The sequence below is a fragment of the Cupriavidus sp. USMAA2-4 genome, assembly GCF_001854305.1.
Lineage (GTDB): Bacteria > Pseudomonadota > Gammaproteobacteria > Burkholderiales > Burkholderiaceae > Cupriavidus > Cupriavidus malaysiensis.
Genome location: NZ_CP017748.1, coordinates 212134 through 223996 on the forward strand (window position 1 = coordinate 212134; position 11863 = coordinate 223996).

Here is an 11863-nt window from a genome sequence, read left to right on the forward strand (position 1 = left end):
CTTCTGGCGGTTCCGCACAAGCTTCCCCATAAGCTCGCCTGAGCTTCCTCATGAGCTTCCCCCCGATGGACCTGCGCACGCCGCTGACCAGGCAGCAGTACCTGGACGAGCTGAACGCCCGCCTGCGGGAGTGTCCCGACCTGGCCTCGGTGGTGGTCTTTGCCTTCGACCCGCCCGGTGCCGGGGCCGCGACCGCGACCGGTGTCCGCGCTGACGGTGCGGTCGATGAAGACCTGCTGTGCGTGATGACGGGGATCGTCGAGACGGCTGCGGATGCCTATCACGTCGTGACGGACCCGCCGGCGGCAGCGACTGAGGATTGAGGTGGGCGACGCAGGGTCGCCAGGCCAAGCCAAAGCTGCTGGCTGCGCGCCACAGGATGGCGGGCCGTCCGGCAATGGCCCGCCACCGTATCAGGTGCGCTTTGTCGCCTAGGAGGCGCTCGGCACCAGTGCCACGCCGCGCAGGACCTGGCCGTACGGCGCGGTTTGCATCACGCTGAAGCCGCTTCCGCTCGCCGTCACGGTCGAACCGTTGACGGATACCGTGATCTTGACGAGTTGGTTCGAGTCGGCGCCCGCGTCGAACTTTGAGCCCAGGCTGTTGCCGATCGTGGAGGTCGTCGCGTACAGGGTGAAGGAGCCGTCGCTGTTGACCTGGCCGGTCAGGTTGCGCAGCCCGTCCGGCGTGGTGGTGTAGCTGGCGCCGGCGGTGCCATACGTGCCCTTGGCATCGGTGACGGTGTAGGCGGTGCCGAGATTCAGGCCGGCCGTCAGGTGGGCGATCGGCGTCCAGATGCCGCTCTGCTTCTGGTAGACCCAGAGGCCGCCGCTGCCGATCTGCTGGTCGCCGACGACGGCATCACCCTCATCCGCAACGAACATCAGTGACGTGTTGCTCGACGGCATCCACATGCCGAACGGATACATCGTGCCGGTGACCTGGCTCGCCGAGGTGATGCTGGCCGGCAGGTTCGTCGCCAGGGTGGTGGGGAAGCCTGGCAGGATGCTGATGGCCGCGTTCTGCGGCAGCTTGCCGCCGTTGGCGAGCACGCCTGCCGCGCCGACCTGGTAGACCGTGTTCACGCCATTACCGCCGCTGCCCTTGGACACGTACATGGTGCCGTCCGGGCCGACATAGAGGCCGCGCAGATTGACATCCTTGCCGGTCTTGTCGGCTGCGGTGGCCGGCGTGGTCGGCAGGCTGGCGATGGTGAAGCCGAACTGGTCGCCGGTCGGACTGCCGCCGGCGATGGTGCCGAGGCTTGCCAGCGAGCAAGCGGTACCGGCCGGCGCGGCCGTGTAGGTGCCGGTGCCCGATCCGGACTGGAAGGTGCCGATCACTTGCGTGAAGGCGCACGTGCTGCCGGCCGCAATGCTCTGTACACCGGTACTCATGCTCAGCATGTCGAGCTGTGCGGTGGTCGGCTTGGGATTCTTGCCCGAGTTGCCGGCGTTGCCCACCATGTAGTACATGCCACCGGCGAGGACCGCCGCACGCCCGTTGTTACCGCTATAGGCGTTGGTATGGGTGAAGGCGAGCTTGCCGGTGGAGAAGTCGAGCTGGGCCACGGTGCGGTAGGTGGCGGTGGCGACGTCCGTATTGGTGGTGTCCACCACGCCCGGCGTGTTCGAGTTCGAGATATCGAGCTGGTTCGGCGCGGCGTTATAGCCCATGAACGTGATCGACTTCTTGTCGAGCGAGACGGTCAGCCCGAGTTCCGATTTCGAAGCGAAGCTGGTGGAGAAAGCCTCGGGCGCGGCCAGGGTTGCAGCGGCTGCCGTGATGTCGGTCGTCTGGGACGGAGCGAATGCTCCCGGCGTCCACTGGTCCAGGTAAGCCTTGGAGGTGACGCCGAAGTTCCCATCGTTGGCGTCGTTGGTGAAGACGTTGGGGAAGGTGCCCGGGGAGACCGCGCTGACGGGCGCGGTATTGGTGGTGGTCGGCGTGGCGTTGTAGGGGAGTTGGCCACTGACGACGAAGGCCGGGTCATAGGCCGAACGCGAAACCAGCAGGTTGCCTGTGGCGTAGGCGTTGCCCGTGGCCGACGAGTTGCCGTTGCCCGGGCTGGAGGTGGAGGGCGAGGTCGTATTCGAGGCGTTATCACCGCCGCCGCATGCGGCCAGCACGCTTGCCGCGGCAATTGCCGTCAGGCCGAGCAGAATGCGACGGGTCGGATAGGAAGACAGTTTCTTTTTCATTTTGTGGGGTTGTTGGGGTTCCGGTTTTTATTGCTGAAACCGCAGCGTGATCGGCTGCGTTGCCTTCTTGTGAGGCGTTGGCAGTTTGTTTTTGTTGTGTGACAAAAATGTTTAATATGCTAAAAATGTCAAAATGCATGATTATTCAGATAATATGAATATACGTCTTATGGATGAGACTTTAATGCCGTAATTCGCTGTCGGCACGTCGGGCGGGCGGGTGTGCTTGCGATTGCGCCATTGAGCCATTGAGCCATTGAGCCATTGCACGACTACGTGCGTGTAGATTGGCGAGGCGTTATCGCGGCTGCCGAGGCGTTGCGCCCTGGGCGGGGTCTGGACGCATGCGGACGCTACCGGCCGTGGGATGCATGGTCCGGCATTGTGCTGAAATGGTGGCTTTTCGCCGGGGAGAGGTTTTGGCGGGATGGCGCGGCGCGGAGAGGCGGCGCCAGGCGCGGGCAGGCCTGTGCTGCGTCAGGCTGGGCGTGCGCGGGCGGTGCGGAAAAGCGGGGAGGCCCCGACAGGCGAAGGATCGCCCGGTCGGGGCAGGCCGGCCATCAAGGATCGATGGTCCTGTCCGGGCTTTGGAAAATGAGGCGTCCGGCGAGTCCGAGGCCAAGGGTGATGCCGGCCAGGCCCATGCCGTCGGCATATTGGGGGAACCGCTGCGCCATCAGCATGGCGAGCGTCAGGCAGCCAGACAGGGTGGCAAGAGCCTTGAGGTGCGGCATGCAGTTTCCTCGAGGAGCACGATCATGATACGGATCCTACGCCCGAGGTGCGGTCGCCGAGCCGGGGAAATGAAGGGGAAATCGGCCTCTGTTTCTCTGACTGGAGGGCGGTGATACCGATGCGGCCGGTGGGCGGCGCCAGCGCGAGGGAGGAAGACGCCGGACAACGGAATGGCTCGGTTGCCCGGCGTACAAGGATTGCGCATAGCGGCCTGCGCATGCCAAGTAGAGCACAGTCATGTCGGATCGTGGAGGCGCGGCGAGCTGTGTATCGATTCTCCAACGCCTTTTCCGTATTACCTCGAATGTGGGGTTGGGAGGAAAAGGGGGCTGGCTGGCATGGTTGCCGGCCAGCCTTGCGCAATAGGCGCGCTTGGGAGTGCAGCAACGCTGCTTTAGATAATTTGAACACAGATATAAGTAAAACTTAATGAAATATTTTTGACACTTTACTTTCGCAATTCTTTCGTGGTTGACGCATCGTCTTCGCCATGGGCTCGGGAGGTGAATTCGCGCTGGCGCCCAAGGCGGCAGGCAGTACGCAGGGGAATGTGGCGTCGTGGCGCGCCGGGGTGGCAGGCAGGCCGGCTGCCCGGCTTAGCGTTTGCGAGTGAGGGCAATGAACGTCGAGCTGATTCTCGGCGAGCCGCGAAACGTGCGGAAAGGACGGGCAGGGAGGTCGCGGAAACGGGTCGCGAGGCGCGCCGGGCAGGTGGGCCGGCTCAGCGCAGGAGCCGGCGCTCAGCGCCCGGATAGGCCGGGAGCCCGGCCAGGGAAGGGGAAATCAGCTGGCTTTGCGGGTGCCGCGGAAGACCGCGCGGCCCGCGAGCGCGAGACCGGACGCAAGGCCCGCCAGGGCGAGGGCATCGTCATACTGGGGATAGCGGTCGGCCAGGACCAGGCTGACCACTACGCAGGCGAGCAGGCAGGCTGCCGCTTTGATGTAGGGCATGGACTTTCCCGAATTCGTTTTAGTGAATCGTACATGCCGTGCGGCGTCGGCATATTGGAAAAGTATGGCTGTTTTCGGCGTCTGCTTCTGCAAACAAAGGTGGCGGATCTGGTCCGCACGCGGTCGGCCGGGGGTATGGCACCGCTGGGGCACCGCCCGCTGTTGCCATGGCTCGGGCCCGATGCCGGTCAGCGCTCCTGCATGCGGCAGAAGCAGTAGGTGAACTGCTGGGGGGCGCCCCAGGGGGTGGTATGGATCTCGGTGGTGCTGTCCATCAACTGGAATGGCGCACCGAAGGTTCCATGCAACTGCTCCGGCGCATACCTCGCAACGTCCAGGCCGCTGCACTGGAGCGGACCGTCCGGCCCGAACGTGGCGACGATCGCATGGCCGCCGACGCGCAGGGCCTTGAGCACCTGCTGGACGTAGCGCCGGCGCTGCAAGTCGGTGGTCAGGAAGTGGAAGACGGCGCGGTCATGCCAGACATCGAGCGAATCCGGGGCGAAGTCGGATTCGAGCACATCCGCAGCGAGCCATTGCACCGCTGCGGCCGCCGTGCCGAGGCGTAGCCGGGTTGCCGCGAGTGCCGTTTCCGACAGGTCGAGCACGGCGAGATTCTCATATCCCGCGGCGAGCAGGTCGTCGACCAGCGTGGCCTCGCCGCCGCCGATATCGATGATGCGGCTGTGGCGGTCGGGCGCGGCGCGCTGGATGTAGCGCAGGGAGGTCTGCAGATGCGGCGCATACCAACTGACCGCGTCGGCGCTCTTGCTGCCATAGACCGCTTCCCAGTGCTTCTTGCTGTTCATGTCGTCCATGCCGCCCATGCCGGTTGCTTGTGAGTTCATCGCGGCCATCCGTGGACTGGCAGCGTGGCCTGGCCTGCGTACGGTGCCGGCGGCAGCCGGCGGATTCTCGCCTCAGCCCACCGCCGCCGGGGCGATGCCGGCCAGCGCGCACAGCAGGACCACCACCAGGGGCGGTGCCTTCCAGCGGGTGAGCAGCACAAAGGCTATCGCGGCGGCGGCAAAATCTAGTTGAGTATGCACCGCACTGGTCCACACCGGGGAATAGAGTGCGCTGGCCAGCAGACCGACCACGGCGGCATTGACGCCACGCATCATGGCCGCGGCCACCGGTCGGGCACGCAGCGTGTGCCAGAAGGGCAAGGCCGCCAGCACGAGCAGCAGGCCGGGCAGGAAGATGCCGGCCGTTGCGAGCGCGGCACCGGCCAGGTGGTGCGGCGGTTCGGCCATCATCCAGCCCAGGTAGGCGGCAAAGGTGAACAGGGGACCGGGCACCGCCTGCGCCGCGCCGTAGCCGGCCAGGAAATCGCTTGACGACACCCAGCCCGTGGCCACGGTTTCGTTCTGCAGCAGCGGCAGTACGACGTGGCCACCGCCGAATACCAATGCGCCCGAGCGGTAGAACGCGTCGAAGACTTCGGCCGCGCGGCCGAACTGCTGGCCGAGCAGCGGCGCGGTGCCCAGCATCAGTAGTGCGCAGAACAGTGCCAGCGCCAGGATTCCGGTCCGGCGCGAGAGCGGGCCGCCTGGCGCGGGTGATGCAGGCGCACCCATGCCGGCGCCATCGGTACGCCGGCACAGCAGCAGTCCCAGCACGGCCCCGGCACCGATGGCGATGACCTGCGCGTAGACCGTTGTCAGCACGCTGAGGAGCAGGATGGCGCTGAGCGCGATGGCCGCCCGACGGTGATCGGGGCACAGTTTGCGCGCCATGTCCCAGACGGCTTGCGCAACGACGGCCACCGCGGCCAGCTTGAGGCCGTGGATCAGGCCTTGGCCGAGCGCTCCGCCGAGTCCCGGCGCGATGGCGGCGAAAGCAAGCAGGAGCAGGATGGAAGGCACCGTGAAGCCGCACCAGGCGGCCAGCCCTCCGAGCCAGCCGGCGCGCAGCATGCCGATCGAGAAGCCGACCTGGCTGCTGGCTGGCCCGGGCAGGAATTGGCACAGTCCGACCAGGTCGGTGAACGCCTCGTCGCTCAGCCACTGGCGTCGCTCGACGAATTCGCGGCGGAAGTAGCCGAGGTGGGCGACCGGCCCGCCGAAGGAAGTCAGGCCCAGTTTGAGAAACACGGCCAGGATTTCGCCGGCGGTGCCATGCGGTCGGGTGGTGGGCGCTGCGCTGGCTGGCGGCAACATATCAGGGTGCGAGTCCGGCTGGTGGGGGCGGGCTGTTCGGCGAACGGCCCGGCGCCGATTCTATCCGGTTTCCATGCCGTGGCGCATGGAGCGCATGATCCCCGCGCGAGGCGCAAGCCCCGGGCGGGTCTGCCGCCGCTCGGATCGGGTGGCCTGCTCGGGCAGGGTGGCGGGCAGTTATCGGCGGCGTATGATCCCGACATGGTCGTCCGCGCGGCTGCCGCAGATGACGGTTTCCTGCCGCGGCCGGGCAATCCGCGCTCCGATATGCCTACAGGCGGCCTGCAGGCCGATCGGTTGCCGTGTCTGTCCGCCGGGTATGAGGGTGAGAGAGGTTGCGATGCTGCTGTTGACACTTGAGGAAACACTGTCGACCCGGACAGAACCCAATGCGAACAGCTTCGTCAGTTCGCGCGCACGGCTGGCGGCATATGCCACCTTGCTGCCCCTCAACGACGCCCTGCATCAGTTGAAGTCCTATGCGGATGTGTACCGGCAGAAGTACACGATGACAGTCTTGTCCTTCCGGCTGGTCAGCGTGGCGTCGATCGGTGATGATTCCGATGCGTCGATGCTGCTCGATCTCGGCGTGGAAATGATCACGCGGCAGTTCGCCTCGCGGCTGGCGGATGCCTGAGCAGCCCTGAAGGGGCGGCCCGCGCTGCAGGGCGCGCTATGGGCCCGTGATGGAGGCCCCTTCTCCTGCGGCGCCTGTGCGGCGCTGTCCCCAAGGCAGCGTATCCGATGAGGTTTCGTGCTACGCGAAATCGCCCAGGTGGTCCGGTTCGTCCGGCATGGTCCAGCGTTCCGGCTGCGACCGGTGGGCCGGCGGTTGCGCGACGGTGGTTCCCGTCGGGCTTGGATTCAGTTGCGTGGCCAGTTCCGCAGGCGGCACATCGACGGCCGCGACTTCGCCGTCCTCTGACCAGAATTTCAAGGTGACGCTCATAGAGGCCTCCGTAGCGTGACACATTCGCGCCGGCGATTCTCCGGCGCGAATTCTACGTTAGGGCGGGCGCATTGCCTCTTGCCATCGTCTATGGCGAAGGGCGTCGGGCGTGCCGGGCGTAAGAGACCCGTGCCTTGAGCCCATGTCAATGCATGGTGAGGCGGGGCATCAGGGTCTGGTACCGACGATCGCTGCGGCGCGGGTGCGTTCGTTGTTCACCGTAACCACATAGAGGCGCTTGCTGGAAGCATCGAAATAGGCGGCTCCCTTCGTGGTCTGCGTGGGGTAGGCGCAATTGGCGTCGAACACGATGGTTGCATCGTAGGCGTTGCCCCGATCGCGTGGTGCCAACGTACCGGAGATGCCGCAGCTATTGCTGGTGCTGGTGCTGATACTGGCGCTCGAGCCGACCAGGGAGCCATCGCTGCCCACGGCGAGCGTCGCCGTGCCGACGGTGCCGAGCACGCCGATCTGGACCGAATACTGGCCGGCGAGAGCGGAGAGTGCCGGCTTCGCCTCGTACATGGAACTGTAGACCGTTGTCAGCGTCTCCGTGGGGCCGCCCGCCGCGACGTAGGTGACCATGCCGGCGAGCGTCTTCTGCTCCTGGTAACTGCTCGACAGGCTGAGTGCGGTCAAGGTGTTCGCCGCCAGGTTGAAGTCGCGGCCATCTCCGGAAGCATAGCTGCCGCCCTTGGCCGTGCCGCTGCCCTGGATGACGCCGCCGATCTGCCCCGGCTGCCCGGCTGGCGAATAGAAGAGATAGTAGCTGCCATCGTTGAGTACCACGCCGTTGACCGTACGGTTGGTATTGGTCGTGCCGATCCAGATCCCCTCGGCCGCACTCTGTGGTACCTGGCTCGGCGTCGGTGTCGGTGTGGGTGTCGGCGTGGGAGCCGGGGTCGGGGTCGTCGGTTGCGAGACCAGGGATGACAGGGAGCCGGAATCGCCCCCGCCCCCGCAGGCCGTCACAGTCGCGGCGGCGATGGTAATCATCAGGTACTTCACATGCATTGTGCTTCCCTCGCTGTTTCAGCTTCCGTTGCTTGTTCTGATTTCGATGCCATCCGCTGCGCATTACCCATTGGGGCCGACGCCGTCTTTCCGGCGGGAGTATATTTTGCCGAACAGCGTGAGCGCCCGATCGTGTGCATGTCTCCGCGACGTGCGGCCTGGATAATCCATTTCCCCGCGGCGTACCAATCCTGTGCGCGAAATGACCTGACTGGCGGGAACGCCGGCGTCGACAAGCCAACGCATCGGACCGAGGGCAATGGCAACTGGAAAACGGCGATTTTAGTCCTTGTTGGTCCGGCTGTGCTGCCTTGTCACGGGCGGGGCTGTGGGAATCCCGTGAGCGGCGTGGTAATGCCCTTCGTTGGTGGGGTTTTTATCCTGAAAGGATGGCTGGGAAATAAATGGCTTCTCTTTCGATATTCGATCGGCATGTGTGCGGGGTGGGCAGACAATATGGCGGCACATACGGTGCCGGGGTTTGCGCAGAGGGATTTTTGCCAGGGCTGCCATAACCCGGGGAAGGGTCAGGAACCTGGTTCTCGGACGGGAGATCCGGGTCGGGAGCAGGGGCCCCTTGGTTGCCCCCTCAGCTGCCCCTTAGCTGCCCCTCAGCTGCCCCTTAGCGAGGCCCGGATACCCGAATCGTGTCGTGAGTCATGCGCCCGGTATCCTCGGGAGGGGGGGCGTCGTCGTGCTCTGGCTGCGGAAGGGCGGCATGGATGCCGGCAGACGCCTGCGCATGCCGCCGCAAGGTGCGCGTTGCCTGCTCAGGAAATCGGGCGCCCGGCGCGTACCACGTCGACAAGCCAGCGGCTATGGATACCGTGGAACCAGACGTGGTCGGCGACCGCGGCGGCGGCCAGCCATGCAGCTGCGATAACGATCAGGTCGCAGCGGCCGCTGTTCCAGAGCTTGAGCGAGTGCCTGCCGTAGATCCAGGGTACGCCACGGGGATTCGGCCAGTCGGCCAGCAGGTGCATCAGTCCACCGCAGGCGAAGCCGAAGCCCAGTGCGGCGACGGGATGTGCGGCCAGCGAATGGTAGGCCCAGGCGCACGCAGCGGCCCAGCCGATGCCCCAGTGAGTCAGGGTCCGATGCGTGATCCACAGCCGGCGCGAACGCGACCACCAGGCCACCTCGAGCCAATCCGGAGCCGTGCCGCCGGCGATCGCGCCGAACAGCGCCAGGCCGGCCCGGAGTCCCTGGGGGCCGGCCGTGCCAGCATGAGCGACCAGCGCTGCGGCGATCAGGCCTGCAGCCCATCCGGTCGCGTGGTGGGCTTTGTTCGAGGCCATGTTGTTGCGGTGCAGGTCAATGGAAAGAGGGGGCGCGATGGTCGCCGGCCCGCGCGGAAATGGGAAGTAGCAGGGGACGCGCAGCAGGGGAAGCAGCGGGGGAAGCAGCGCCCCCGTCCGCCAGGCTGGTTGCGCCGCGGATGCCGGCTCGCCGCGCGGGTGGCCGTGGCAGACGGCGTTGGCTGGCTGCAAGCGTTCGAGGGTGACCAGGCATGCGATGTGTTCGGCCACCCCTTGGCCGACTCAGAAGGAGGAGGCCTGGCGAGGACCGGGGGTTGGTTTCGGACTCAAAGAATGGGAAAGCGCACGGCCCTGGGGCCGGTGATCGCGGGCCGCGCAACCGGAAAGCGATGACGTTCGCCGCCGGCCTCGAAGGACAGGTAGTCGGGGGGCCATGGCAGCTGCGCAAGGAGGCTGGTGTGCAGCCCGTTCACCAGCAGCACGCCCCCTGTCACGCAGACCGCCGCGCAGGGCAGGCGGAGCGACTCGGCGTGGCCGCCGATCGGATCGGATTCCAGCGAGATGGCATCGACCGCGAATTGCACCATGTTCAGTTCCGTGAGGTGTCGGCCGGGCTGATGCGCATGCCGTCCCGGCTGTTGAAGTCGATCCGCGGCCGATAGCCGTACTGGCGCAAGCGGCGCAGGTCGGCCTGGAGTGCGCCGCCGAGGCTGGCCGCCTGGCGCAGCGCCGCATTGCCCATTTCGAAGCTGCCGCAAGCCGGGCAGGTGTAGACAAAGCCGGCCGGCCCGCGTTTGCGCATGCGTTCGGCGGCGGACTTGCAGAGCGGGCAGTTGGCAGGTTCTGGGCGCATGGCGTTCCTCGGCGGGGCTGGCGGCGGGCCAGGGCAGGTCAGGCGACGGATCGTCGAAGGCGATGAATACTGTATGAATATACAGTATAGCTGGCGCGCATGCGGCAGGGAAGTCCTGCTGCCGGAAAGGATGTCGGTGTCCCGCCGAGGAGGGGATGGGCCGGCCAGCGGCATCCCTGCGGTGGTGTTGTCGCTACAATCGGCGTCCGTCCGCGCCTTCCTCCGGAGTTCGACCCATGCCGCTGTCCCCGCGCGCGCCGCGTCTCTGGCGCTGCCTCTTCTGGCCCTGCGTGCTGGCCGTGCTGGTCCTTTCGCTGATCCCGCCCGAGCCGTATGTGCCCACTACCGGCTGGGACAAATCCAACCATATGCTGGGCTTCGCGGTGTTGATGCTGACAGGATGGCGCGCGTACCCGGCATGGCCGGGCCGGGTCTGGCTTGGCCTGCTCGCGTTCGGGGGGCTGATCGAGATCCTGCAATCCTTCACCGGCTACCGCTCGGCTGAGTGGCTAGACTTGCTGGCCGATGCCGTGGGACTGGCGCTGGGATTCGGCGCCGGACTGGCCGTGGCGCGCATGTGGCCGGCCGAAAGGCGGGCCTGAGGGCCGGGCGCGTGCCGGCGCTGCTCCGTCGGCGCCTGGCGGCGCGCGGAGGGAGCTGAGCGAGGGCCGCGCCTGCGCTGTGCCCCCGCCGGCCGGGCTCAGGCCTCGTGCGATTCGATCAGGAAGCCGGCGCCGTCGTCCTGCGCGAGCAGGCCGGACAGCATCGGCATCGCCTCGCGCAGCGTGGCTTCGAGGCGCCATGGCGGATTGACGATGAACATACCGCTGCCGTGCAGCCCGAGGCCGCCCTCGACCGGGTGCTTGACCGTCAGCGTGACGTGCAGCCAGCTCTTGAGCGGCAACTGCTTGAGCTGGACGGGCAGTTGCAGCGATTCGCGGCGCTGCACCTGCGGGTACCAGATGGCATAGACCCCGGTGGCGAAGCGCTCGATGCCGTCCTTGAGGGTCTGGACGGTGCGGGCGTAATCCTGCTTGTCCTCGTAGGAAGGGTCGATCAGCACCAGCGCGCGGCGCGGCGGCGGCGGCAGGATGGCCTTGATGCCGCCGAAGCCGTCACCGTCGTAGAGCATGACCCGGCGCCCGGCGCCGCGGAAATTGTCGCGCAGGACCTGGATCTCGGTGCTGTGCAGTTCGAACAGGCGCAGGCGGTCCTGCTCGCGCAGCATCTGCCAGGCCAGCCACGGCGAACCGGGGTAGTGGCGCAGCGTGCCGTCCGGGTTCAGCGCGCGCACCTGTTCGAGGTAGTCGTCCAGCAGGGCGGGCAAGGCGGTACCGCCGGCGGCGGCTTCCCAGATGGGGGCGATGCCGGTGGCGTACTCGGCCCGCTTCTGGGCGTAGGCGTGGTCGAGTGCGTAGAGCCCGGCGCCGGCATGGGTGTCGATGTACCAGAACGCCTTGTCCTTTTGCGTCAGGTGGTCGAGCAACTGCACCACGGTGGCGTGCTTGAGGACGTCGGCATGATTGCCGGCGTGGAAGGCGTGTCGATAGCTGAGCATGGGGTGGGGCGCCTGCACGGCCGGCGCGGTGAAATGCCTGGGAAGGGCGCTATGCTACCATCCGGCCCGCCCCAGGTATGCCCGAAGTCCGCCTCGGGCCCACCTCGGGCCCACCTCGGGTCCACCTTGCGCTGTCCCGCTTCGCAGTCCTTACGCTCCTTCCGTGCACCACCGGCCCCAG

14 protein-coding genes are annotated in these 11863 nt (G+C 66.6%); 3 read left to right on the forward strand and 11 right to left on the reverse strand.

The features are described from left to right. The first annotated feature begins 50 nt into the window (after positions 1 to 50). Complete coding sequence (locus BKK79_RS01085) at positions 51 to 323, forward strand: hypothetical protein (protein ID WP_071012938.1); 273 nt, start codon at positions 51 to 53, stop codon at positions 321 to 323. A 108-nt stretch (positions 324 to 431) separates the two neighbouring features. On the opposite strand, the gene BKK79_RS01090 is transcribed toward BKK79_RS01085, so the two are convergent. The 5 genes from BKK79_RS01090 to chrA form a co-directional block, all read right to left on the reverse strand. Beyond that, the gene (locus BKK79_RS01090; RefSeq protein ID WP_071036881.1) at positions 432 to 2201 is read right to left on the reverse strand and encodes a hypothetical protein; all 1770 of its coding nucleotides are present in this window, start codon (positions 2199 to 2201) and stop codon (positions 432 to 434) included. Between the two features lie 560 nt (positions 2202 to 2761). Then, positions 2762 to 2935: a hypothetical protein gene (locus BKK79_RS40090; protein ID WP_156811237.1), complete on the reverse strand. Its 174-nt coding sequence runs from the start codon at positions 2933 to 2935 to the stop codon at positions 2762 to 2764. A gap of 784 nt (positions 2936 to 3719) precedes the next feature. Further along, the gene (locus tag BKK79_RS40095) at positions 3720 to 3887 is read right to left on the reverse strand and encodes a hypothetical protein (protein ID WP_157128339.1); all 168 of its coding nucleotides are present in this window, start codon (positions 3885 to 3887) and stop codon (positions 3720 to 3722) included. A 188-nt stretch (positions 3888 to 4075) separates the two neighbouring features. Next, a complete protein-coding gene (locus BKK79_RS01095) occupies positions 4076 to 4696 on the reverse strand; it encodes a class I SAM-dependent methyltransferase (protein WP_071016384.1) in 621 nt (206 codons plus the stop codon). A gap of 111 nt (positions 4697 to 4807) precedes the next feature. Then, the gene (chrA, locus tag BKK79_RS01100) at positions 4808 to 6049 is read right to left on the reverse strand and encodes a chromate efflux transporter (RefSeq protein WP_071036882.1); all 1242 of its coding nucleotides are present in this window, start codon (positions 6047 to 6049) and stop codon (positions 4808 to 4810) included. A gap of 340 nt (positions 6050 to 6389) precedes the next feature. Between chrA and BKK79_RS01105 the strand changes: the two genes are divergently transcribed. Next, a complete protein-coding gene (locus tag BKK79_RS01105) occupies positions 6390 to 6686 on the forward strand; it encodes a hypothetical protein (RefSeq protein ID WP_071012933.1) in 297 nt (98 codons plus the stop codon). Between the two features lie 120 nt (positions 6687 to 6806). Here the strand turns inward: BKK79_RS01105 and BKK79_RS01110 are convergent, their stop codons facing one another. The 5 genes from BKK79_RS01110 to BKK79_RS01130 all read right to left on the reverse strand — a co-directional run bounded on the left by BKK79_RS01110 (position 6807) and on the right by BKK79_RS01130 (position 10124). Further along, positions 6807 to 6998 carry a hypothetical protein gene (locus BKK79_RS01110; RefSeq protein WP_071012931.1) on the reverse strand — a complete coding sequence of 64 codons (192 nt, stop codon included), beginning with the start codon at positions 6996 to 6998 and terminating at the stop codon, positions 6807 to 6809. Between the two features lie 168 nt (positions 6999 to 7166). Next, a complete protein-coding gene (locus BKK79_RS01115; RefSeq protein ID WP_198173299.1) occupies positions 7167 to 7994 on the reverse strand; it encodes a hypothetical protein in 828 nt (275 codons plus the stop codon). A 788-nt stretch (positions 7995 to 8782) separates the two neighbouring features. Continuing rightward, complete coding sequence (locus tag BKK79_RS01120) at positions 8783 to 9310, reverse strand: metal-dependent hydrolase (RefSeq protein WP_071016382.1); 528 nt, start codon at positions 9308 to 9310, stop codon at positions 8783 to 8785. A gap of 287 nt (positions 9311 to 9597) precedes the next feature. After that, positions 9598 to 9858, reverse strand: a complete 261-nt coding sequence (locus tag BKK79_RS01125; protein ID WP_071036884.1) for a hypothetical protein — start codon at positions 9856 to 9858, stop codon at positions 9598 to 9600. A 2-nt stretch (positions 9859 to 9860) separates the two neighbouring features. Next, positions 9861 to 10124 carry a hypothetical protein gene (locus BKK79_RS01130; RefSeq protein ID WP_071012926.1) on the reverse strand — a complete coding sequence of 88 codons (264 nt, stop codon included), beginning with the start codon at positions 10122 to 10124 and terminating at the stop codon, positions 9861 to 9863. Positions 10125 to 10360: 236 nt separating this feature from the next. On the opposite strand from BKK79_RS01130, the gene BKK79_RS01135 reads away from it, so the two are divergent. After that, the gene (locus tag BKK79_RS01135; protein ID WP_071012924.1) at positions 10361 to 10726 is read left to right on the forward strand and encodes a VanZ family protein; all 366 of its coding nucleotides are present in this window, start codon (positions 10361 to 10363) and stop codon (positions 10724 to 10726) included. Positions 10727 to 10824: 98 nt separating this feature from the next. Here the strand turns inward: BKK79_RS01135 and BKK79_RS01140 are convergent, their stop codons facing one another. Then, positions 10825 to 11682, reverse strand: a complete 858-nt coding sequence (locus BKK79_RS01140; RefSeq protein ID WP_071012923.1) for a 23S rRNA (adenine(2030)-N(6))-methyltransferase RlmJ — start codon at positions 11680 to 11682, stop codon at positions 10825 to 10827. Positions 11683 to 11863: the final 181 nt, after the last annotated feature.

Coding starts and splice junctions, on each gene's coding strand:
- BKK79_RS01090 (WP_071036881.1), bottom strand. CDS start 2,201: ATGAAAAAGAAACTGTCTTCCTATCCGACCCGTCGCATTCTGCTCGGC.
- BKK79_RS01095 (WP_071016384.1), bottom strand. CDS start 4,696: ATGAACAGCAAGAAGCACTGGGAAGCGGTCTATGGCAGCAAGAGCGCC.
- BKK79_RS01125 (WP_071036884.1), bottom strand. CDS start 9,858: ATGGTGCAATTCGCGGTCGATGCCATCTCGCTGGAATCCGATCCGATC.
- BKK79_RS01105 (WP_071012933.1), top strand. CDS start 6,390: ATGCTGCTGTTGACACTTGAGGAAACACTGTCGACCCGGACAGAACCC.
- BKK79_RS01120 (WP_071016382.1), bottom strand. CDS start 9,310: ATGGCCTCGAACAAAGCCCACCACGCGACCGGATGGGCTGCAGGCCTG.
- BKK79_RS40090 (WP_156811237.1), bottom strand. CDS start 2,935: ATGCCGCACCTCAAGGCTCTTGCCACCCTGTCTGGCTGCCTGACGCTC.
- BKK79_RS01135 (WP_071012924.1), top strand. CDS start 10,361: ATGCCGCTGTCCCCGCGCGCGCCGCGTCTCTGGCGCTGCCTCTTCTGG.
- BKK79_RS40095 (WP_157128339.1), bottom strand. CDS start 3,887: ATGCCCTACATCAAAGCGGCAGCCTGCCTGCTCGCCTGCGTAGTGGTC.
- BKK79_RS01130 (WP_071012926.1), bottom strand. CDS start 10,124: ATGCGCCCAGAACCTGCCAACTGCCCGCTCTGCAAGTCCGCCGCCGAA.
- chrA (WP_071036882.1), bottom strand. CDS start 6,049: ATGTTGCCGCCAGCCAGCGCAGCGCCCACCACCCGACCGCATGGCACC.
- BKK79_RS01085 (WP_071012938.1), top strand. CDS start 51: ATGAGCTTCCCCCCGATGGACCTGCGCACGCCGCTGACCAGGCAGCAG.
- BKK79_RS01110 (WP_071012931.1), bottom strand. CDS start 6,998: ATGAGCGTCACCTTGAAATTCTGGTCAGAGGACGGCGAAGTCGCGGCC.
- BKK79_RS01115 (WP_198173299.1), bottom strand. CDS start 7,994: ATGATTACCATCGCCGCCGCGACTGTGACGGCCTGCGGGGGCGGGGGC.
- BKK79_RS01140 (WP_071012923.1), bottom strand. CDS start 11,682: ATGCTCAGCTATCGACACGCCTTCCACGCCGGCAATCATGCCGACGTC.